The organism is Kitasatospora sp. NPDC003701 (assembly GCF_053587085.1).
Genome location: NZ_JBSFNM010000001.1, coordinates 373,610 through 393,312, shown reverse-complemented (window position 1 = coordinate 393,312; position 19,703 = coordinate 373,610). Strand labels below are relative to the sequence as shown.

Genomic DNA, 19,703 nt, shown 5'->3' with positions numbered 1-19,703 from the left:
CACATGACCCAAGAAGCGATCACCCGGAACTTCCTCGACACCCCGAGCTTCTGGCGCGACTACCCGGAGCGGGACATCGAGTTCGTCCGCTGGTACCCGTGCGACGTCAAGCCGCTGACGGCGGACCAGATCTACGCCACCCGGGAGAAGTTCCCCAAGACCACCTCGTTCTACGTGCACATCCCGTTCTGCAACCAGGTCTGCACCAGCTGCCCGTACAACAAGTTCTCCACCCGCAACACCCTGGTGCAGCGCTACATCCAGGCGCTCAAGCGCGAGATCGACCTGTACTCGCAGCTGCCGCACGTCCGGGACACCGTCTTCACCTCCGGCTACTTCGGCGGCGGCACCCCGACCACGCTGCGCGCCGAGGAGCTCGACGACCTGCTCGGCTACATGAAGCAGCGGCTCAACTTCAGCCCGGACTGCTCGATCACCATCGAGTCGACCCCCGTCGACGTCGACCAGCAGAAGCTCGACGTGCTGCTCAAGCACGGCGTCAACCGGATGAGCCTGGGCGTCCAGACCTTCCACGACCCGCTGCTGCGCTACCTCGGCCGGGCCCGGGCGCACACCGGCGAGTCCGCCACCCGCACCATCGAGCTGATCGACCGCAGCGGCCTGGAGAACCTCTGCATCGACTACATGATCGGCATCCCCGGCCAGACCCCGGACCTGTGGGCGCAGGACATCCGCACCCTGATGGACCTGCCGGTGACGTCGTTCTCGGTCTACAACTACGCGGTCATGCCCGGCTCGGAGGTGTTCTTCGCGCTGCAGAGCGGCGCCACCCCGCCCTGCCCGAGCACCCGCGAGGCCGACGAGATGTACCAGTACCTGCACACCACGCTGATGGACGCGGGCTACCTGGCGCTCACCTACAACGACTTCATCGAGCCGATGCGGCCCGAGTGGGAGGCCGCCGGGGTCAAGACCTACCCGGTGGTCAAGGACGGCAGCAAGCCGTACCGCGGCCTGGAGACGGACACCTTCTACCTGACCGACCACCTGTCGCAGATCTGGGGCCGGTGCGGGGACATGGTGGCCATCGGCTCGGGCGCCTACGGGTACCTGAACAACCACATGTACCTCAACGAGCCGGACATCGAGTCGTACATCAGCCGGTGCAACGAGGGCCGGCTGCCGGTGGTGATGGGCGCCTACACCGACGAGCACGAGCAGCGCTGCCGCAGCCTCGTCCTGGGGCTGAAGCTGCTGCGGGTCAAGCGCTCGGTCTACCGCGAGCGGCACGGCGTCGACCCGTACGAGTACTTCAAGGACAAGGTCGACGACCTGGTGGCCAAGGGGCTGCTGGAGGTCGACGACGACGCGATCCAGGTCACCTACCCCAAGGGCTGGTACTACATCGACAACATCTCCAAGAGCTTCTACTCGGACGCCAACTACCGGCTCCCGCAGCCGACCTCGGCGAGCACCGAGATCCTCAAGTGGCAGATCGACCGCACCGACGGCCGGAAGGGGCTCCCCCTTGTCCAGTTCTGAGACCACCGCCCGCCGCGCCCGCCGGGGCCGGATCTTCGACCTCGCCGAACGGGCCCCGCAGGGCGACCCGTTCGAGACCGCCGAGGAGTGCCGCGCGTACGACCGCAGCGTGCGCACCTCGATGATCATCCCGATGCAGCACATGATGAAGCTGATCGGGCCGGACTGCGGGCCGGACAAGGACGTCCTGGAGATCGGCTGCGCCAGTGGCCTGCTCTCGCTGCGCCTGGCCGCCCAGCACCGCGACTCCACCTTCACCGGGCTGGACAGCAACGACTCCTTCCTGGAGGTCGCCCGGGAGAACACCATCTTCGCCAACCTGGTCTCCTACGGCGGCGACTTCGCCTGCGACTGGGCCCGGTACAGCCGGCTGCCGTACCCGGACGACAGCTTCGACGTGGTGTTCAGCTTCTGCGCGATCAACCGCTGGGACAAGCCCGCCCGGATCCTGCCCGAGCTGGCCCGGGTCTGCCGCCCCGGCGGCGCCGTGCTGCTGTACGACCTGGCCCGCGACGCCGACGAGGGCATGGTCTCCTTCGTGCTGCAGTACGCCGGCGGTGACGCCAACGCGTTCATGACCTCGCTGCGGGCCTCGTACTCGACCGAGGAGATGCGCGAGCTGCTCGACCAGGTCGGCCTGGGCGACTGGAGCGTCACCAAGGAAGGCATCAACCTGGTGGTCTCCTCCCGGGCCCGGGACACCGGGTACACCGTCGGCGAACCGGGCATCTACGAGCGGATCTTCGACTGACCGTCCGCCCGGGCCCGTCCGGTCCGCCCGCCCGCCCGTCCCCCGGGCGGACCGGGCCCGCCGTCGGGGCGTGGTGCCCGCCGCAGCGCGGGCACCACGCCCCGGCCCCGCCCCGCCCCCTCCGGAAGGAGCACGCCCATGCCCACCGCCGATCTTCGCCGGTACCGGGTCGGCGTCGTCCAGCTGTCCGTCGCCACCAACCGCCGTGCGGAGAACCTGGCGCGGGCCGAGAAGCTGGTGCGCGCCGCGGCCGACGACGACTGCCGGCTCGTCGTCCTGCCCGAGGTGTTCGCCACCGCGCTCAACCTGCCGAAGAGCCACGAGATCGCCGAACCGGTGCCCGGCCCGCTCACCGAGTGGCTGGCCGGCCTGGCCCGCGAGCTCGGCGTCTGGATCGCCGCCGGCGTGCTGGAGCGCGCCGGGGAGCAGGTGCACAGCACGGCCGTCCTGCTGGACGACACCGGGGTGCTCGTCGGCACCGCGCGGCGCACCATGGTCTACGACCTGGAGGCGCACTTCATCACGGGCGCCACCGGCGCCCGCGTCTTCCCGACCCCGCTCGGCCGGATCGGCTTCGCGCTCGGCTACGACGTGCAGTTCCCCGAGGTGCTGCGCGGCCTGTTCGCCGCGTCGGCGGAGATCATCGTGGCCCCCTCGGTGCTGCTGCGGCCGTTCGCCGAGCCCGTGCGGCAGATGCTGCTCGCCCGGGCCGCCGAGAACTGCGCCTACGTGCTGTTCGCCAGCGCGACCGGCGAGAACACCCTCGCCGGGCTCACCTACATGGGCCGCAGCGCGATCCTGCGCAGCCCGCTGGCGATCGGCGCCTACTCGCGGGACTTCCGCAAGCAGCAGCCGGTCCTCGCCGAGGCGGACCGGGAGGAGGTGCTGCTGACCGCCGACCTGGACCTGCACGAGCTGCGCCGGATGCGCGAGGCGGCGCCGTTCGCCGCCGACTTCCGCCGCTCGCCGCTGGGTCTCGCCCTGACCGCCGCCACCCACCCGGACGGGCCACTGCCCGACTGGGCCGCCGAGGCCCTCGGCGCGCGGACCACCCCGGACACCCCGAACCACGCCCCGGCGTCCCCGGGCACCTCGGACGGAGCCTGACTCGATGACCGTCGACCGCAACCTCGCCACCAGCCGGCCCCGGGTCGCGCTGATCCAGACCTTCTGGGACCCGGACCCGGAGGTCAACCTGGCCCGGACGCTCGCCCTGCTGGACACCGTCCAGGACGTCGAGCTGATCATCCTGCCGGAGTTCTTCCTCGGCCCGCCCTTCTACTTCCCCGGCCGCGCCCATCTCAAGGGCGTGATCGACCAGCCGGTGCCCGGCCCGGTCTTCGACCGGCTCGCCGAGGTGGCCCGCGCCAAGGGCTGCTACCTGCTCTGCGGCACGGTCGTCGAGCGCGAGGACGACCGCTACTACAACACCGCCGTCCTGCTGGACGACCGGGGCCGGATCGCCGCCAAGGCCCGCAAGACCCACCGCTTCGCCGCCGAGATGGTCACCGTCTCGCCCAGCGACGAACTGGTCATCGTGGACACCCCGTTCGGGCGCCTGGGGATCTGCGTCTGCTCCGACTTCTGGATCCCCGAGGTGCCGCGCACGCTGGCGATGCGCGGCGCCGAGATCATCGCGGTGCCGGGAGCGGCGCTGCGCGGCAACATCCAGATCACCCGGCCGTGCATCCAGGCCAACTCCTCCTTCAACGTCTGCTACACCCTGCTGGCCAGCGCGGTCGGCGAGGTGACCGGCGAGCGCGCCGGGCGGACGGTCTCCATCTCGGTGGCGGGCCACAGCACCGTCGCGTCCCCCGAGCAGCTGGTCGGCTCGCTGGACGAGGAGGAGGGCGTGCTGATCGCCGAGCTCGACCTCGACCGGATCCGCGAACTGCGGGAGGTCGACCTGTCGTTCCGCAAGAGCCTCTACTTCTGCCTGCACGGCCGCCGGCCCGAGCTGTACCAGGACCTGCTGAAGCCGTACGCCGGCCACCAGGACCTGGAGACCCTCATCACGGACTACCTGACCGCCCCCCGGAGCTGATTCACCATGGCACCCAGCCTGCTCTACCCCGCCGCCGAGCACCTGCCCACCGGGGCCGACCGCGAGCCCGCCCTGAAGGAGGTCCTCGACTGGGCCGACCGCGCCGCCGCCACCAGCACCGCCGACGCGCTGCTCGCCTTCTTCGGCCAGCCGCTGGACCCGCGCACCCTGCGGCTGACCGGCCTGCACCACGTCGCCGTCTACCTGGGCGACTACCGCACCGAGGAGGAGTACGAGGCCTGGCTGGAGACCGTCCGGGCCCACCCCGGCCTCGGCCGGGTGTCCGCCGGCCCCTCGCACATCGCACCGCGGGTGCACGGCACCCCCGGGCACTGGATCAACGTCACCACCGAGCGCGGCACCGAGGTGGAGTTCTTCACCTGCCGCGCCTACGGGGCCTGGGCCGACGAGCCGCCGGAGCGCAAGCGGGCGCTGATGTCGCACCTCGGGCTCTGCGTCGACACCCCCGACCACGTCCGCCGGGTGCTCGACTACCTGGCCGGCTTCGACAGCGTCGAACTGCTCGCCTACGCCCCTGAGGACGAACTCGGCCACACCTACGGCCACCTGCTGCGCACCGACACCGACCGGGTGCTGGAACTGGTCCACGCGGGGCGGGTCCAGGCATGAGCGAGCGCAGCGAGCTCACCGTCCAAGGGTGCGCGTTCCGCGAAGCGGCCACCGAGCGAAGCGAGGAGGGCGCATGAGCGAGCACAGCGAGCTCACCGTCCAAGGGTGCGCGTCCCGCGAAGCGGCCACCGAGCGAAGCGAGGAGGGCGCATGAGCGAGCGCAGCGAGCTCACCGTCCAAGGGCGCGCGTCCCGCGAAGCGGCCACCGAGCGAAGCGAGGAGGGCGCATGAGCGGCTACCCCGTACCGGCCCGGCTGCCGGAGAACGCGCCCGGGCGGTTCTACGTCAACGCGGAGTGCACCGACTGCGACACCTGCCGGTGCATCGCCCCGGACTCCTTCGTCCGCAACGACAAGGCCGGCTACACCTTCGTCGCCCGCCAGCCGGCCGACGAGGACGAGGAGGAGCTGGTGTACGAGGCGATGGACTGCTGCCCGGCGGACGCCATCTGCGAGGAGGAGTGAGCGCCCGTCCGCCGGGGCCGAGGATCCTCGGCCTCGGCGGCTCACTGCGCCCCGGCTCGACCAGCCAGCTGCTGCTGCGCCGGGCGATCGGCGTCCTGGAGGCCGACGGCTGCCGGACCTCCCTGCTGGACCTGCGCGAGCTGGACCTGCCGTTCTGCAACGGCGACAAGCAGGACCCGTGGCCGAGCCGCCCCGACGTCAAGCTGCTGCGGGAGGAGTTCCGCGCCGCCGACGGCGTCATCCTGGCCGGACCGGAGTACCACGGGACCATCGGCGGGGCCCTGAAGAACGCCCTGGACCTGCTGGACTTCGAGCACGTCGAGGGGAAGGTCTTCGGGGCCATCTGCGCGCTCGGCGGCCGCAACAACTCCAACGCGCTCAACCACCTGCGCCTGGTGGCGCGCTGGTACCGGGCCTGGATGGTGCCCGAGCAGGTCGCCGTGCCGCAGGCGCGGACGGCCCTGCCGGGCGGTGAGCCGGCCGATCCCGAGCTGGGCGCGCGGGTGGACGAGCTGGCCCGCAGCGTGGCCCGGGCGGCGGCACTGCTGCGGCCCGGGGCCTCCCCCGGGTAGGGCCGGCCGGGCCGGATCGGTCCGGAATTGGTTCCGAACGTGTCCAGGACAGTCAAACGCGGGCGCCGACCCGTTGATAGCGTCACCCCTGTGAATAAGACGCACACATTGGGTGCGCATTTCCAGGGGGCCGGAGAATGGTTCCCGGTGCTCCCCAGACCACTTCTCGTGATCAGTCTCCGCCATCCGTCGAACGGAACTCCGCGGGAGGCGACCTGGCTTCGCCTCACCGCCTTTCTGTTCAATCGCGGGATTTCCGACGACCGCACCGTCGGTATCGAAGTCCTGTACGACGATCCGGAGTCCACGGCGCCCGACCGGCGGCGTTTCGACGCCTGCCTGTCGGTGCCCCGGGACCGGGTCGCCGGGCTGTCCCTGCTCGACCCGCGCCGGGACAGCCTGGGCATCCGCGTGCTGCCCGTCCTGAGCGAGCGGCTGATGCTGTGGCGGGGCGGCTCGGCCCAGGCCGAACCGCCCGTCCGCCACCGGCACGTCACACCGGCCGCCGACCTCGCGCTGCGGGCCAACTGGCCCCGGTACGAGGTCTACCGGGGCTCGCCCGTCCTGACGCCCGGGCACCCCGAGGTGATCGGCTGGTACGCCACCGCGACCCCCTCGGCCGGCGCCGCGGGCGCCGGTCACCTCCCCCCGCGCACGCCCGCCGCCGGCGTGCCCCGCCGGCCGTACGGTGCGGTCCGGCGCGCTTCCGGAAGGGGTCAACGACCATGACCACGACGACCACGATGGACTGGGACCGGGCCTACCGGGCCGGGGACCACCACCAGTACTGGGAGCTCAGCGCCCCCTCGCCCGACCTGGTCGGCTTCCTCGCCGCCACCCCGCCCGCCCCCGGCGCCCGCGCCCTGGACCTCGGCTGCGGCACCGGCTGGGACACCGTCGCGCTGGCCCGGGCCGGGTACCGCGCGACCGGGGTGGACATCAGCGGCGAGGCCGTCGGCCTGGCCGCCGCGCGGGCCGCCGAACTGGGCCTGGAGATCGAGCTGTCGGTCGGCGACGTCCGCGGACTCGACCTGCCGGACGAGGAGTTCGACCTGCTGGTGGACCGCGGCTGCTTCCACCACCTCGGCCCGGAGGACCGCGACCGCTACGCGACCGAGGTGGCCCGGCTGTTGAGCCCGGGCGGCCTGCTCTACCTGCGCGGCAGCCGGCAGGAGATGTTCCCCTTCAAGCCGGTGGACGCCCCCGCGCTCGCCCGGCACTTCCCCTCGGACCGGTTCAGCACCGGGCCGCTGATGCCCTTCCAGCTCCACACCGACGTCCTCAAGCTGGACGCCAACGCGGTGGTCCTGCGCCGCGCCGACTGACCGGGGGCGGCTGCCCCCGCGCCCGCGGCCACCCGCCGCGGCCACCCTTCGCGACCGATTCGCGCCGGCCTGCCGAGACCGGCGGACATTCCGTGCTTCCCCGTTTCCGGAGCCCGATGCCCGCTTCGCTCGACGGCTTCCGGCGCTCCAAGAAATGAGCCACCTATGCCCACCCCGCAAAGCCGGGACAAAAGTCCCTGGCTCATCCTCGGCGTGCTCAGTATGGGCTTCTTCATGACGTTGCTCGATATGACGATTGTCAATATCGCGCTGCCCCATGTGATGTCCGGTGTGCACGCCTCGCTGGACGAGGGCCTGTGGGTGTTCAGTGCCTACATCCTCGGCTACGCCACCCTGCTCATCGTCGCCGGCCGGCTCGGCGACCTCTTCGGCCCGCGCCGGGTCTACCTCTACGGCCTGGCCGTGTTCGTGGCCGCCTCCTGCCTGTGCGGGGTGGCGCCCAACGCCGGCGTGCTGATCGCGGCCCGTGCCGTCCAGGGCATCGGCGGGGCCATGCTCGCCCCGCAGATCCTCCCGATCGTCACCATGGTGTTCCCGCCCTCCAAGTGGGGCGCGGCGTTCGGGTTCACCGGCGCGCTGTCCGGGCTGGCGGTCCTGACCGGGCCGACGCTGGGCGGCGTCATCGTCAGCTACCTGGACTGGCGGTGGATCTTCTACCTCAACCTGCCCATCGGCATCGCCACCGCCTACCTGGTGCTGCGGCACGTCCACGACTACCGGCCCGGCAAACGGCAGCCGCTCGCCGTGGTGCCGACCGCCCTGCTCGTGCTCGGCCTCACCGCGCTCGCGTTCGGCCTGATCGAGGGCGAACGCCTGGAGTGGAACGCCACCGCCTGGGCGGCGATCGCCGCGGGGCTGCTGGTGCTGGCCTATTTCGTCCTGGACCAGCGCAGGCACCAGAGCTCCGGCCCGCTGATCCCGTTCGACCTGCTGAAGCTGCGGAACTTCGCCTCCGCCAACGTGGTCGCGGCGATCATGGGCTTCTCGATGCTCGGCGCCTTCCTGCCGATCTCGCTCTACCTGCAGACCGTGCTCGGGATGTCCCCGCTGCGGGCCGGCTTCACCATCGCCGCGATGCCGCTCACCTCGGCACTGGTCGCCGGGGTCGGCGGCAAGCTCTCCGACCGGGGCTCCGGCAAGGCCGTCATCCTGACCGGGCTGGCCTGCTTCACCGCCGGGCTCGGCGCGTTCATCCTGGTCACCGGGACGGACACCGGCACGCTCGCACTGCTCGGCCCGTTCGTGCTGGCCGGCCTGGGGATGGGCCTGGTGTTCTCGCCGCTGTTCAGCGTCGGCATGCGCCAGGTCCCGCCGCCGCAGGCCGGGGTGGCGTCCGGGCTGGTCAACACCGCCCAGGAGATCGGCGGGCTGCTGGCCAGCGCGGCGATCGGCGCGATCCTGTCGCTGCGGCTCTCCAGCGGCCTGCGCGGCTGGGTGGACGAGCAGGCCCTCGCCCTCCCCCCGGAGGCCCGGGCGGGCTTCAAGCAGGCGTTCGCCCCGCTCACCGACGGCGCCCTGAAGATCGGCAGCGGCGGCCCGCCGCCCGGCCTGGCCGGTGCCGACCCGGCCCAGGCCGCCAAGGTCCAGGACGCCTTCGCCGAGGCCTTCACCAGCGCCATGCACAGCGGTCTGCTGCTGCCGGTGGGCCTGCTCGCCGTCGGCTGGGTGGTCGCCCTCCTGCTCATCCGGGACGTCCCGGCGCCGGTCTTCGGGGCCCCGCGGCCGCCCGCCGCCAGGACCCCGGGCGGCGCCCCGGCGGCGGCCGAACAGGCCTGAGCCCACCGGCCCCGGCCCCACCCCGCACGCACCCGTCCCCGCCCGAATCCGCACCGACCGAATCCGCACCGACCCCGATCCCGACACCGACCGATCCGCACCGAACGAACAGAACCGAGGAGTCATCCGATGTCCCAGTCCCCCGTGGTGCTGTCCACGCACATGATGGCGACGTACATGGTCAAGCCCGGCTGTGCCGAGCAGGCCCGTGACATCATCGCCCGTCACTGGCCCGCCCTGAAGGCCCACGGCCTGGTCACCGACGAGCCCGCGACCGTCTACCACAGCGAGAGCGAGCACGGTCCGGTCTTCTTCGAGATCGTCACCTGGGTGGACGAGAACGCCGTCAGCCGCGCCTTCAACACCCCCGAGGTCAACGCGATCTGGCAGGAGATGGCGGCCATCACCGAGGCCCGCGAGGGCCGGCCGCCGGTGGACTACCCGATCGTGCACCGGATGGGCTACTTCCAGGACGAGCCCGACCTCCCGGAGGAGGACGCCTACACCGGGCTCGCCCACTACCTCGTCCGCCCGGACAAGGTCGCCGAGTTCCACGAGCTGATGGCCCGCGACTGGCCGACCCTGCGCGACGAGAAGCTGACCACCGGCGACCGCGCCGTGGTCTACTTCGGCGAGGACGCCACCGGCCCGTTCTTCCTGGAGATCGTCCGCTGGTACGACCAGCAGGGGCCCAGCATCGCGTACCGCAACGACAAGGTCAGCGCGATCTGGCAGGACGTGTTCCGCTACACCGAGGGCCGCAGCGGCCGCCCCGCCTCCGAGTACCTGTGGGCCGGCGAGCTCCGCTACCCCTACCACGAGTCCGACTGACCCAGGTCCGGTCCGGCCGATCCTGCCGGGCGCTGATCCGCCAGGATCGGCCGGACCGGAGCTAACGTCACCACCTCAGCGAACCATCAGCGTTCGGACGGGTCGGGCCCTGGTGCCCGGCCCGTCCGGCCCCGTCCGACCGGAGCTTCCTCGGTGACCCGCAAGACCCCGCAGACCTTCGACGCCCCGCCCGCCCCCGTCCTGGCCGACCGCCTCAGGTCCGAGCTGGAGGACAGCGCCGTACCCGGCCGGGCCGAGGGCGAGAAGGCCTACCTGAAGAGCAGCCTGGAGCACATCGGCGTGCCGCTGCCCGCGATGCGCACCGTGGTGCGCACCTTCGTCCGCCGCCACCCCGGGCTCGACCGGGACACCCTGCTGGAGCTCACCGAGGAGCTCTGGGCACCACCGGTCCACGAATCGCGCTCCTGCGCCGCGCTGCTCCTGGAGGCCCGCTCCGACCTGCTGGTCCGCGCGGACACCGGCTACCTGGAGCAGCTGCTGCGCGAGTGCGAGACCTGGGCGCACGTCGACCTGATCGCCCCCAAGGGCGCCGGCGCCCTGCTGCTGCGACTGCCCGGGACCGCCGAGGACTTCCTGCGCTGGAGCCGGGACGAGGACCAGTGGGTGCGGCGCGGCGGCATCCTGTCCTACCTGCTGGCCCTGCGCGACCGGGGCGAGTTCCCGCACTACTTCCCCGCCTTCGCCGACCTCGCCGACCCGCTGCTGACCGACTCCCGGTTCTTCGTGCGCAAGGCGCTCGGCTGGGCCCTGCGCGAGGGCGCCAAGCACCACCCCGAGGAGATCGCCGACTGGCTGCGCGCCCGCCTGCCCCGGGTCTCCGGACTCACCCTGCGCGAGGCGATCCGGCCGATCGACGACGACACCTGCCGGAGCCTCCTGCAGGAGCACGCCGAACTCGGCGGGCGCCGCCCGCGCGGCTGACCGCCCGCTCCCCGTCCGCGCCCGTCCACCGCCCGCCCCGGAGGCCCGTATGACCACCCAGAGTCCCGCCGACCGGCACCGCCGGCCGCTCCCGGTCGTCGAGGTGCTCGCCGGGGACGGCCGGCACCGGACGATCTGCCGGATGTGCCACGGCGGCTGCGGCGCCATCGTCACCGTCGACGAGGGCCGGCTGACCGCCATCGAGGGCGACCCGGAGAACCCGAACAACCACGGCTTCCTCTGCGCCAAGGGCCGTGCCTCGCTGGAGCACCTCAACCACCCCGACCGGCTGACCACGCCGCTGCTGCGCACCGGGCCGCGCGGCAGCGGCGAGTTCCGCCCGATCGGCTGGGACGAGGCGCTGGACCGGACCACCGCCGCCCTCGACCGGGCCCGGATCGAGCACGGCCCCGAGGCGGTGGTGCTGGCCCAGGGCACCGACCGCAACTACCAGGAGTGGCTCTTCCGGTTCGCCAACAGCTTCGGCACGCCCAACGTGCTCGGCCCGGCGCACGTCTGCTTCTACCCCCGGGTGATGGCCGGCATCCTCACCGCGGGCGGCTTCACCTTCTGCGACTACGAGGGCCGGCCCGACCTCGTCCTGGTCTGGGGCTCCAACAAGGCGCTCACCCACGGGGACGGCGTGATCGGCACCCGGCTGCTCGCCTCCGTCCGGGACGGCACCCGGATGATCGTGGTCGACCCGCGCCGGACGTCGCTGGCCTCCCGTGCCGAGCAGTTCCTGCAGGTCCGCCCGGGCGGGGACGCGGCGCTGGCGCTGGCGATGATCCACACCGTGATCGAGGCCGACGCCTACGACCACGCGTTCGTCGAGAAGTACACCGTCGGCTTCGAGGACCTCGCCGCCCACGTGGCCGACTGGTCGCCCGAGGCCGTCGCCGAACGGACCGGCGTCCCGGCCGGGCAGATCCGGGCGGCCGCCCTCGCCTACGCGGCGGCGCCGAGCGCCGCGATCGAGCTCGGCACCGGACCGCAGCAGCACCGGGACTCCTTCCACACCTGCCGGGCCGTCCTGCTGCTCTCGGCGATCTGCGGCAACCTCGACGCGCCCGGCGGCGACGTCCTGTGGGACCCGCCGGGCATCGACGGCCGGCGGTCGTTCCCGCGCGCCGAGCTGCTGGCACCCGAGCAGGCCGCCAAGCGCCTCGGCGGCGACCGGCACCGCATCCTGGCGATGTCCGGCTGGGCCCACCCGGGCTCGGTCTGGGACGCCGTGCTCGACCCGGCCGCGCCCCACCCGGTCACCACCATGCTGGTGCACGGCAGCAACCTGCTGCTCAACTACGCCGACTCCGACCGCGTCCGGCGGGCCCTGGAGCGGCTGGACTTCCTCGCCGTCGCCGACCTCCGGCTCACCCCGACCGCCGCCATGGCCGACGTCGTCCTCCCGGTCGGCGGCTGGCTGGAGCGCGACCAGATCGTCGAGCACGCCCACTACGTCGCGGCCCGCCGGGCCTTCGCCCGGGTCGGCGACACCCGCTCCGACGAGTGGATCCTCACCGAACTGGCCCACCGGCTGGGCCTGTCCGCCGACTTCTGGCCCGACGCCCGGGACTCGCTGGACACCCGGCTGGAGCCGATCGGCATGGACTGGCGGCAGCTGGCCGAACTCCACTACCGGGCCACCACCCTGGAGTACCACAAGTACCGCAGCCGCGGCTTCGGCACCCGCAGCGGCAAGGTCGGCCTGCGCTGCGACGCCCTGCGGGCCTTCGGCTACCCGCCGCTGCCCGTCCCCGGCCCGCCGGTCGGCGGGCCGGAGGACGGCCCCTACCTGCTCACCTCGGCGCACTCGCCGTTCTACTTCAACTCCGAGTTCCGCGACCTGCCCTCGCTGCGCTCCAAGGAGCCCGAGCCCCGGCTGGAGATGCACCCCGAGGCCGCCGCCCGCGAGGGCCTGGCCGACGGCGACTGGGCCGAACTCGCCACCCGCACCGGCCGGATCCGGCTGCGCGTGCTGCTCACCGACCGGATCGCCCCCGAGGTGGTGATGGCCCCGGCCGCCTGGTGGTACCCGGAGCGCGGCGCCGACGGCGGCTGGCGGGAGGCCAACGTCAACCTGCTGACCACCAACGAGGACGAGAACGCCGAGATGGGCTCCTCCACCTTCCGCGGCCTGCGCTGCACCGTCACCCGGGCGGCGGACCAGGAACCGGCCCCGGGCGGTGCCGCCGCTACGGGAGGTCCTCGGGCTCCAGGGCGGTGAGCTGGCCGGGGGTGGGGGCGGTGGTGAGCTCCGCCATGCGCTGGGCCTGGCGCTCGGTCATCTCCTGGAAGGTCTGCCGGGCGGAGCGGCCGTTGCCGAAGCCGGAGCCGCGCGGGATCGTCTCGAAGTGGCGCAGCAGGCGCCGGCGGGCGTCCGCGGTGAGTTCGTACCGGTGCTCGCGGGCCTGGTGGTCGACGATCGCGACCAGGTCGGGCGCGGTGTAGTCCTCGAAGACCAGGGTGCGGGTGAAGCGGGAGGAGAGGCCGGGGTTGGAGCCGATGAAGCGCCCCATGTCGGCCGGGTAGCCGGCGGCGATCACCACGACGTCGTCGCGGTGGTCCTCCATCAGCTTGACCAGCGTGGCGACGGCCTCCAGCCCGAAGTCGTGGCCGCCGCCGGCCGCCGGCACCAGGGAGTACGCCTCGTCGATGAAGAGCACGCCGCCGAGCGCCCGGGTGAACGCGGCGGCGGTGCGCGGCCCGGTGTGCCCGACGTACTCGCCCACCAGGGCGCTGCGGTCCACCTCGACCAGGTGGCCGCGGCGCAGCAGCCCGAGGGCCTTCAGCAGCCGTCCGTAGAGCCGGGCGACGGTGGTCTTGCCGGTGCCGGGGTTACCGGCGAAGACCAGGTGGCGGCTGAGCGGCGGTGCGGGGAGCCCGGCCTCCTCGCGCAGCCGGACGGCCTGCATCAGCTTCACCATGGAGTGCACGTCGTGCTTGACCCGGTCCAGGCCGACCAGGGTGCCGAGTTCGGCCAGCAGGTCGTCGAGGCTCTCCTCCACCACGGTCTCGTCGAAGAGCTCGGCCGGGGCGGAGGCCGGCGGCGCGGCGGCGCCGGGCGGGCCCGGGACCGCCGGGGCGGCGCGGTTGGGGGTGGCGGGGTTCGGGAGCGCGGGCGCGGCCGGGTTCGCCGGGAGTCCCGCGCGGTCGCCGAGGTCGCACTCCTCGAAGACGGGGGCCGCGCCCGGGTCGCCGCCCAGCGCCTCGGTGCAGTCGAGCAGCCGGCAGCGCCGCAGCCGGGGGGCCGCGCCGTCGGCCAGGTGCAGTGCGGGGAAGCGGCTGCGCACCACGTCGCAGGAGGTGAACAGGCCGCCGGCGCCCTCGGCGAAGTAGATGCCGTTGCGGCCGGTGTCCTCGATCCGCAGTCCGGCGACGACCGGCCGGGCGCCCGTCCACACCACCACGCCGGAGCCGGTGCTGCCCTCCACCGAGCCGCCCTCGACCCGGGCGTCGGAGCCGGCGTCCAGCAGCAGGCCGGCCGCGCCCGCCTCGGCGACCCGGTTGCCGACCAGGACGGCGCTGCCGCCGGTGCCGATCTCCAGCCCGGCCCGGGTGGTCGTGGTGACGGTGGAGTGCTCGATCCGGGAGCCGGTCGGGGAGGTGACGGCGACGCCGGTGTGCGCGGCGGCGATCCGGCAGCCGGCGACGGTGGCGCGCGCGTGCTCGGTGACGGCGACGCCGGTCATGGCGACGCCGGTGACGGTGCAGTCGGTCAGCGCGGCGTCCGCCTTCCCGGCCAGGTGGACGCCGTGCTCGGCGCCGCCCCGCACCCGGCAGTAGGTGAGGGCCGCGCGGGCCTCGCCGGAGAGGTGGACGGCGCTGAACGCGCAGTCGTCCAGCCGGCAGTCGGCGAGTTCGGCCCGGGCGTGGTCGGTGGCCAGCAGGCCGTTGGCGGCGGGTGCGGTGACCGTGCAGCCGTCGGCGGTGAGCCGTCCGTCGTCCTGGACGACCAGGGCGCTGGCGGCGGCCCGCAGGATCCGGCAGTCGACCAGCTGGGCCGAGGCCGCGCCGGTGACGTGCACGCCCGCCGCCCCGGCCGACTCGATCCGGGTGGTCTCGACGACCGCCCCGGCGCCGTCCTCCAGCAGCAGGCCGGCCCGGCCGGTGCCGTGCAGCACGGAGTCGGCGAGCCGGAGCCGGGAGCGCCCGCGCAGCCGGATGCCGGAGCCGGTGGTGGACTCCAGGCGGAGCCGGACGGCGTCCAGGCGGGCCGTCCCGGAGAGCACCGCGCCGGTGCCGTCGGTGTCGGCGATCACGGTGGACTCGGCGCGGACCCGGGCGCCGCCGGACAGTCGCAGGGCGGCGAGCCGGGCGCCGTGCAGCCGGCAGTCCCGCAGCAGCACGGCGGAGGTGCCCTCCTCGCCGTCGCCGTCCAGTTGCCCGGGCTCGGGGCCGTCGGGCCCGCGGACCTCGATCCGGCCGCCGCGGACGGTGCAGTGGGCCAGGACCAGCCCCGCGCCGGGGGCGACGGTGACGGCGGGTTCACCGGGGTCGGCGCCCTCGATGTCCAGGCTGCGGACGAGGCAGTCCGGCCCCTGCACGGTGAGCGCGGGGCCGCCGCCGGGCGGGGCGGCCAGCACCACGGTGCCGGTGCCCTGTTCGGCGAGGAGCACGACCCGCCGCGGGAGTTCCAGCGACTCCTCGTAGCGGCCGGGGGCGACCACCACCGTGTCGCCGGGCAGGGCCGCCCGCAGGGCGTCGGCGATCAGGCGGTGGACGCCCCGGCCGCGCGGGCCGACGGCGTGGATCCGGTGTGTCCGGTGTTGCATCAGGGCTGTTGTCCTTGCTGCGGTACGGGAGCGGGGGTGACGACGGGGGCGGGGGTCGGGACGGGCGCGGGCACCGGGGTCGGGTTGCGGTACCAGGGGGGGTTGATGCTCGCCCGGTAGGCGTTGGTCAGCCAGATCGAGGTGATCGACTTCTCGAAGATCTTGAACGGCAGCTGGATCCAGAACTCGGCGAAGCCCTGCCGGTGGAAGAACCGGCTGCCGCCGCCCATGATCACGGCGTTCTTGGCGATCGCCGCGCTGCTCGCCGTGGTCAGCCCGGCCAGGCCCGCGATGCCGCCGTCCAGGAAGGCGTCCATCCCGCTCAGCACATGGGTCTTGCCGTCGGCCCCGGTGACGCCCCAGACGGCGGCGTTCATCGAGCCGTTGACCCAGCCGACCAGGCCGCCCAGCGCCGCGTTGTAGAAGAAGTCGTAGGTGCCGCCGCGCCAGCGGGTCGGGGTCTCGTTGCCCGCCCACTCGTTGGCCCAGTGCTTGTCGTGGTTGTTGGGCCGGCGCATCTCGTGCTTGCCGCCGTCCACGTTGCCCAGCACCGACTTGGGGCCGCCGACGGCGGAGCCGCGCAGCTCGTGCATCCCGGTGGAGACCAGGCTCTTGACGCCGGCGCCGACCGCCGCGTTCGCGAAGGACTTGAGCGCGTCCTTGCCGGTGAACGGCTTGTTGTTGACGGCCGCGACGATGCCGTTGACCGCCAGGTTGGCGGCGAACTCCAGCACGAACTCCTGCCCGAACTCCAGCGCGACCTTCTTCGCCAGCACCTTCCAGTACGGCTGGTAGAGCGCCTCGCCCAGCGGCACGATCCCGTGGTTCGCGGCGGGCAGGCCCGGCACCCCGTCCAGCGCGTTCTGCATCCGCGGCACCTGGATCCGGACCGAGTCGCCCCACGGCAGCCGGTTGGCCTCGCGGATCCGCCGGCCGAAGCCGCGGATCTCGGTGAGCGGGCCGCGGAAGTCGTACTCGTTGCCGGTCACCCGGAACCGGCCGCCGGGGGTCGTCTCCCAGACCAGGCCGCTGTCGGTGCGCTGCGCGATGATGTGGTTGTTGGCGTCGTAGCGGCGCCACTGGCTGCGCCAGGCGTCCTTCTCCAGGAAGGTGCCGTCCCCGAGCGGCTTGCGCTCGCGGACCACCGCGCCGTGGTCGAACTCCTTCCAGGAGCCGGCCGGGTGCGGCGCGCCGTTGCCCTGGACGTACTCGCGCACCCGCAGCGGGCCGTCGCCGAGCGACAGGTGCGGGGGCACCTCGCGGACGGTGAGGGCCGGGCCGCCGCCGGCCGGGCGGAACTCGTCCCGGAAGTGCCGGGTGCCGGCCCGCCACTGGTCGTCCCAGGTCCGGGTGTTCGCGTTCCACCAGCGGCGGATCTGCTGCCCGGCGCCGTAGTCGACGGCGGCGCCGTCCGGACCGGACTTCCGGGTGAACCAGCGCTCACCGCCACCCACCGGGTCGATGCCCCGCCAGGAGTCGGCGAACCGGCCGCCGTCGAGCATGTTCCGCTCGCGGACCAGCGCGCCGTTGGCGTCGAAGTCCCGGAAGGAGTCGTCCCAGGGCAGCCGAGGGTCGTCGGAACCGCGGAACACCAGCCGCCGGCCGGAGGTCCGGTTGCCCAGGTGGTCGATGCCGGTCCAGCGCCACTCGGCGGAGTCCGGCCGGCCGGTGCCGGTGATCCGGCTGACGTTGCCGTGCGCGTCGCTCCAGTTGTCGTGGATGCCGGTCAGGTTGCCGTGGGGGTCGCGCTGCACCCAGGGGTCGGCCGACCGGGCGTGGACCTGGCCGGTCGCCGGATCGACCCGCGGCGGCACCCGGTACTCGCGCACCGAGCCGTCGGGGAAGCCCTCCCGGGCCACCCGCCAGTCGTTGCCGCCGTCCGGCCGGAAGCGGTCCTGCCAGATCGGGTGGTCCGCCCCGGCGCCGGCGGGCGGGGTCAGCTCGGCCCGGTAGCCGGCGCGGCCGGGCTCCTCCCAGGGGATGTGCGCGGGGTTGGTCGGCGGATGCGGCGGCGGGGTGGCGTGGTCACCGACCTTGAGCGTGGCGCCGCTGTGCAGCTTCCCCGTGGAACGGACGAACCGGCCGTCCGCGGCGAGGTCGACCGCGCTGCTGTCCATGCCCACGTAGCGCAGGCCGCCACCGGGGTTCACCCCGCCGGTCTTGTTCCACAGGAAGGTCTGGAAGCGGGTGTCGCTGCCCAGGTGGCGGACCGAGCCCTGCGGCGCCCCGCCGAGCCGGTCGCGCACCCACAGCGGCGGGCGCTGCTCGGACCAGCGGCTCGTGGTCAGCACCCCCTGGTCGGTCGTCAGGACTTCGCGCTTGCCGACCTCCTTGCCGTGCGGGGAGTGCCGCTCCCAGTTCCGGCCGACCCCGCCCCGCCAGGTGTACTCCTGGAAGTGCCCGGCCTTGTCCGGCCCGTGGCCCATCCCCCACTGCTTCTGGACGACGGTGTTGGTGCCGTCGCCGAGCCGGTCCGTCCAGCCGCTGTCCCGGTGCTGGGTGCGCGGGCCGTGCCCGAGCTCCACCCCGGCGCCGTCGAAGCGGTGCCAGGTCCAGGTGCGGTCGGCGCCGCGGACGGCGAAGGTGTGGCCGGTGACGCCGCCGGTCTTCTGCAGCCCGTCGCGGTACTGGTGGACGGTGACGCCCCGGTGGTCGACGTCCCGCCAGCCGAAGCCGGAGGTGTCGTAGCGGCGGGTGCCGTGGTTGGCCAGCCCGCCGGCGCCGTCCCACTGCGCCCAGGCGGTCCGGCGGTTGAGGTCGCCGAAGGCGATCGTGTCGGTGCGCCGGAAGGAGTCGAGGACCCCGCCGCCGGACAGCATCCGCCGTTCGAACACCTCCACCGGCGTGTAGGTGGCGGACATCAGCCGGATCCGGTTGCCGCCGCCGGTGATCTCCACCCGGCCGTGGTGGAACGCGCCGGTGCCGACCGGCGGCGGGGTGGCCGCGGCGGGGTGCGGCGTCCGCTGCCAGGTGGCTCCCCCGGCGACGGTGTGGTCGATGACGTACTGGTGGTCGGTGCGGCGGCCGCCGTCCACCACGTTGAAGCCCTGGTGGGTGACGGCGCCGCCGTTCGGCGCGTGGACGGTGAACTCGCCGTGCCGGGGGCCGCCCGGGCGGTCGAAGGACACCTGCAGCCCGCCGTCCGGCCGGACGGTGACGGTCCGTTCGGGCACCCGGACACCGGCCGCGTTCTCCAGGTGGCCCGGACCGGCGACGGCGCCGGGGCCGGGCTCGGGGACGACCGCGAAGGTGCCGTTCGGGAGGCCGTCGGGGCCCTGCAGCCCGGTGCCGAACTCCAGCCGTGCACCGTCCGCGCCGTAGCGGACGAAGTCCCCGCCCGCGGTGGTGTCGGTGATCTGGTGACCGCCGCCGGGCCGGTCGACGGCGGTGAGGTGCGGGAGCGGGGTGCCGCCGGCGTCCACGACCTCCAGGGTGCGGGGGCCGCCGGGCGGGGTGTGCGCCACCACCCACTGGTTCAGCGCCGCGCCGCCGGGGCCGTGCAGCCGGGTCGCGTCGTCGGTGATCCGCCCGGCGTCGTCGAAGACCCGGTACCCGCCGGCCGGATCGACGACCCGGAACCCGGTGCCCTCCGGGGTGACGATCCACCGCGGGTCCGGGTGGAAGCCGGCGTCCAGCCACTGGAAGGCCAGCGGATGGACCGGGCCGCCGGCCGGGCGCTCCAGATGCCCCAGCGGCCGGCCGGTGTTGTCGAGCAGTTGCTGCCCTTCGACCTGGAGGATGCCGTCCGCGCCGTGCCGCTCGTACCGCAGGCCGGCGCCGGGCGTGACGGGCGGCTGCTCGATCCGGAAGCCGCCGCCCGGGTGGGCGACCACCCGCTCGGGCAGCCGGGTGCCGGCCGCGTCGGTCAGCACGTGACCGCCGCCCTGCGGGACCACGAAGTGCGCCCCGCGCAGACCCGCCGCGTCCCCGAGCGAGATGCCCTGCTCGCCGAAACCGCCCTGCGGCGTGTAGCGCGTCGACACCCCCGACCGCGGATCCGTCACCCGCCAACCACCGGCCGGCAGCGGATCGGCACTCAGACCCGTCGGCCGGCCCAGGTCGTCCGTCA

Annotated in this window: 15 protein-coding genes; 13 read left to right on the top strand and 2 right to left on the bottom strand. The window is 73.7% G+C overall.

The window, feature by feature from the left end:
- The first annotated feature begins 3 nt into the window (after positions 1-3).
- From ACWDRR_RS01500 to ACWDRR_RS01440, 13 genes are all read left to right on the top strand, one after another.
- Positions 4-1,503: a coproporphyrinogen-III oxidase family protein gene (locus tag ACWDRR_RS01500; protein WP_449770129.1), complete on the top strand. Its 1,500-nt coding sequence runs from the start codon at positions 4-6 to the stop codon at positions 1,501-1,503.
- Entirely contained in the window at positions 1,490-2,254 is a 765-nt protein-coding gene (locus ACWDRR_RS01495; RefSeq protein WP_387879764.1) for a class I SAM-dependent methyltransferase, read from the top strand. The genes ACWDRR_RS01500 and ACWDRR_RS01495 overlap by 14 nt, the downstream gene beginning before the upstream one ends.
- A 138-nt stretch (positions 2,255-2,392) precedes the next feature.
- Positions 2,393-3,361, top strand: coding sequence for a carbon-nitrogen hydrolase family protein (locus ACWDRR_RS01490; RefSeq protein ID WP_449770128.1), 969 nt, complete (start codon positions 2,393-2,395; stop codon positions 3,359-3,361).
- Positions 3,362-3,365: 4 nt separating this feature from the next.
- Positions 3,366-4,298, top strand: coding sequence for a carbon-nitrogen hydrolase family protein (locus tag ACWDRR_RS01485; protein ID WP_449770127.1), 933 nt, complete (start codon positions 3,366-3,368; stop codon positions 4,296-4,298).
- A 6-nt stretch (positions 4,299-4,304) separates the two neighbouring features.
- Positions 4,305-4,928 (top strand): hypothetical protein, encoded by a 624-nt coding sequence (locus tag ACWDRR_RS01480; RefSeq protein ID WP_449770126.1) that lies wholly within the window; start codon positions 4,305-4,307, stop codon positions 4,926-4,928.
- 227 nt (positions 4,929-5,155) lie between these two features.
- On the top strand, positions 5,156-5,392 hold the full coding sequence (locus ACWDRR_RS01475) for a ferredoxin (RefSeq protein WP_360634850.1): 237 nt from the start codon (positions 5,156-5,158) through the stop codon (positions 5,390-5,392).
- The gene (locus tag ACWDRR_RS01470; RefSeq protein ID WP_449770125.1) at positions 5,389-5,964 is read left to right on the top strand and encodes an NADPH-dependent FMN reductase; all 576 of its coding nucleotides are present in this window, start codon (positions 5,389-5,391) and stop codon (positions 5,962-5,964) included. The genes ACWDRR_RS01475 and ACWDRR_RS01470 overlap by 4 nt, the downstream gene beginning before the upstream one ends.
- A 168-nt stretch (positions 5,965-6,132) precedes the next feature.
- Positions 6,133-6,693, top strand: coding sequence for a hypothetical protein (locus tag ACWDRR_RS01465; protein WP_449770124.1), 561 nt, complete (start codon positions 6,133-6,135; stop codon positions 6,691-6,693).
- Entirely contained in the window at positions 6,690-7,289 is a 600-nt protein-coding gene (locus ACWDRR_RS01460; RefSeq protein WP_449770123.1) for a class I SAM-dependent methyltransferase, read from the top strand. Before ACWDRR_RS01465 ends, ACWDRR_RS01460 begins: the two co-directional genes overlap by 4 nt.
- A 165-nt stretch (positions 7,290-7,454) precedes the next feature.
- Positions 7,455-9,086, top strand: a complete 1,632-nt coding sequence (locus ACWDRR_RS01455) for an MFS transporter (RefSeq protein WP_449770122.1) — start codon at positions 7,455-7,457, stop codon at positions 9,084-9,086.
- A gap of 129 nt (positions 9,087-9,215) precedes the next feature.
- Positions 9,216-9,917 carry a hypothetical protein gene (locus ACWDRR_RS01450; protein ID WP_449770121.1) on the top strand — a complete coding sequence of 234 codons (702 nt, stop codon included), beginning with the start codon at positions 9,216-9,218 and terminating at the stop codon, positions 9,915-9,917.
- 153 nt (positions 9,918-10,070) lie between these two features.
- Positions 10,071-10,859 (top strand): DNA alkylation repair protein, encoded by a 789-nt coding sequence (locus ACWDRR_RS01445; protein WP_449770120.1) that lies wholly within the window; start codon positions 10,071-10,073, stop codon positions 10,857-10,859.
- Between the two features lie 49 nt (positions 10,860-10,908).
- On the top strand, positions 10,909-13,086 hold the full coding sequence (locus ACWDRR_RS01440; protein ID WP_449770119.1) for a molybdopterin-containing oxidoreductase family protein: 2,178 nt from the start codon (positions 10,909-10,911) through the stop codon (positions 13,084-13,086).
- On the opposite strand, the gene ACWDRR_RS01435 is transcribed toward ACWDRR_RS01440, so the two are convergent.
- Together ACWDRR_RS01435 and ACWDRR_RS01430 are read right to left on the bottom strand one after the other, a co-directional pair.
- The gene (locus ACWDRR_RS01435; protein ID WP_449770118.1) at positions 13,055-15,634 is read right to left on the bottom strand and encodes a right-handed parallel beta-helix repeat-containing protein; all 2,580 of its coding nucleotides are present in this window, start codon (positions 15,632-15,634) and stop codon (positions 13,055-13,057) included. The genes ACWDRR_RS01440 and ACWDRR_RS01435 overlap by 32 nt on opposite strands.
- Positions 15,634-19,617 (bottom strand): hypothetical protein, encoded by a 3,984-nt coding sequence (locus ACWDRR_RS01430; protein ID WP_449770117.1) that lies wholly within the window; start codon positions 19,615-19,617, stop codon positions 15,634-15,636. Before ACWDRR_RS01430 ends, ACWDRR_RS01435 begins: the two co-directional genes overlap by 1 nt.
- Positions 19,618-19,703 lie beyond the last annotated feature (86 nt).

Excerpts from the sequence above, each read along its gene's own strand:
- ACWDRR_RS01500 (WP_449770129.1), top strand. The coding sequence starts at position 4 with ATGACCCAAGAAGCGATCACCCGGAACTTCCTCGACACCCCGAGCTTC.
- ACWDRR_RS01490 (WP_449770128.1), top strand. The coding sequence starts at position 2,393 with ATGCCCACCGCCGATCTTCGCCGGTACCGGGTCGGCGTCGTCCAGCTG.
- ACWDRR_RS01485 (WP_449770127.1), top strand. The coding sequence starts at position 3,366 with ATGACCGTCGACCGCAACCTCGCCACCAGCCGGCCCCGGGTCGCGCTG.
- ACWDRR_RS01480 (WP_449770126.1), top strand. The coding sequence starts at position 4,305 with ATGGCACCCAGCCTGCTCTACCCCGCCGCCGAGCACCTGCCCACCGGG.
- ACWDRR_RS01475 (WP_360634850.1), top strand. The coding sequence starts at position 5,156 with ATGAGCGGCTACCCCGTACCGGCCCGGCTGCCGGAGAACGCGCCCGGG.
- ACWDRR_RS01460 (WP_449770123.1), top strand. The coding sequence starts at position 6,690 with ATGACCACGACGACCACGATGGACTGGGACCGGGCCTACCGGGCCGGG.
- ACWDRR_RS01455 (WP_449770122.1), top strand. The coding sequence starts at position 7,455 with ATGCCCACCCCGCAAAGCCGGGACAAAAGTCCCTGGCTCATCCTCGGC.
- ACWDRR_RS01450 (WP_449770121.1), top strand. The coding sequence starts at position 9,216 with ATGTCCCAGTCCCCCGTGGTGCTGTCCACGCACATGATGGCGACGTAC.
- ACWDRR_RS01440 (WP_449770119.1), top strand. The coding sequence starts at position 10,909 with ATGACCACCCAGAGTCCCGCCGACCGGCACCGCCGGCCGCTCCCGGTC.
- ACWDRR_RS01435 (WP_449770118.1), bottom strand. The coding sequence starts at position 15,634 with ATGCAACACCGGACACACCGGATCCACGCCGTCGGCCCGCGCGGCCGG.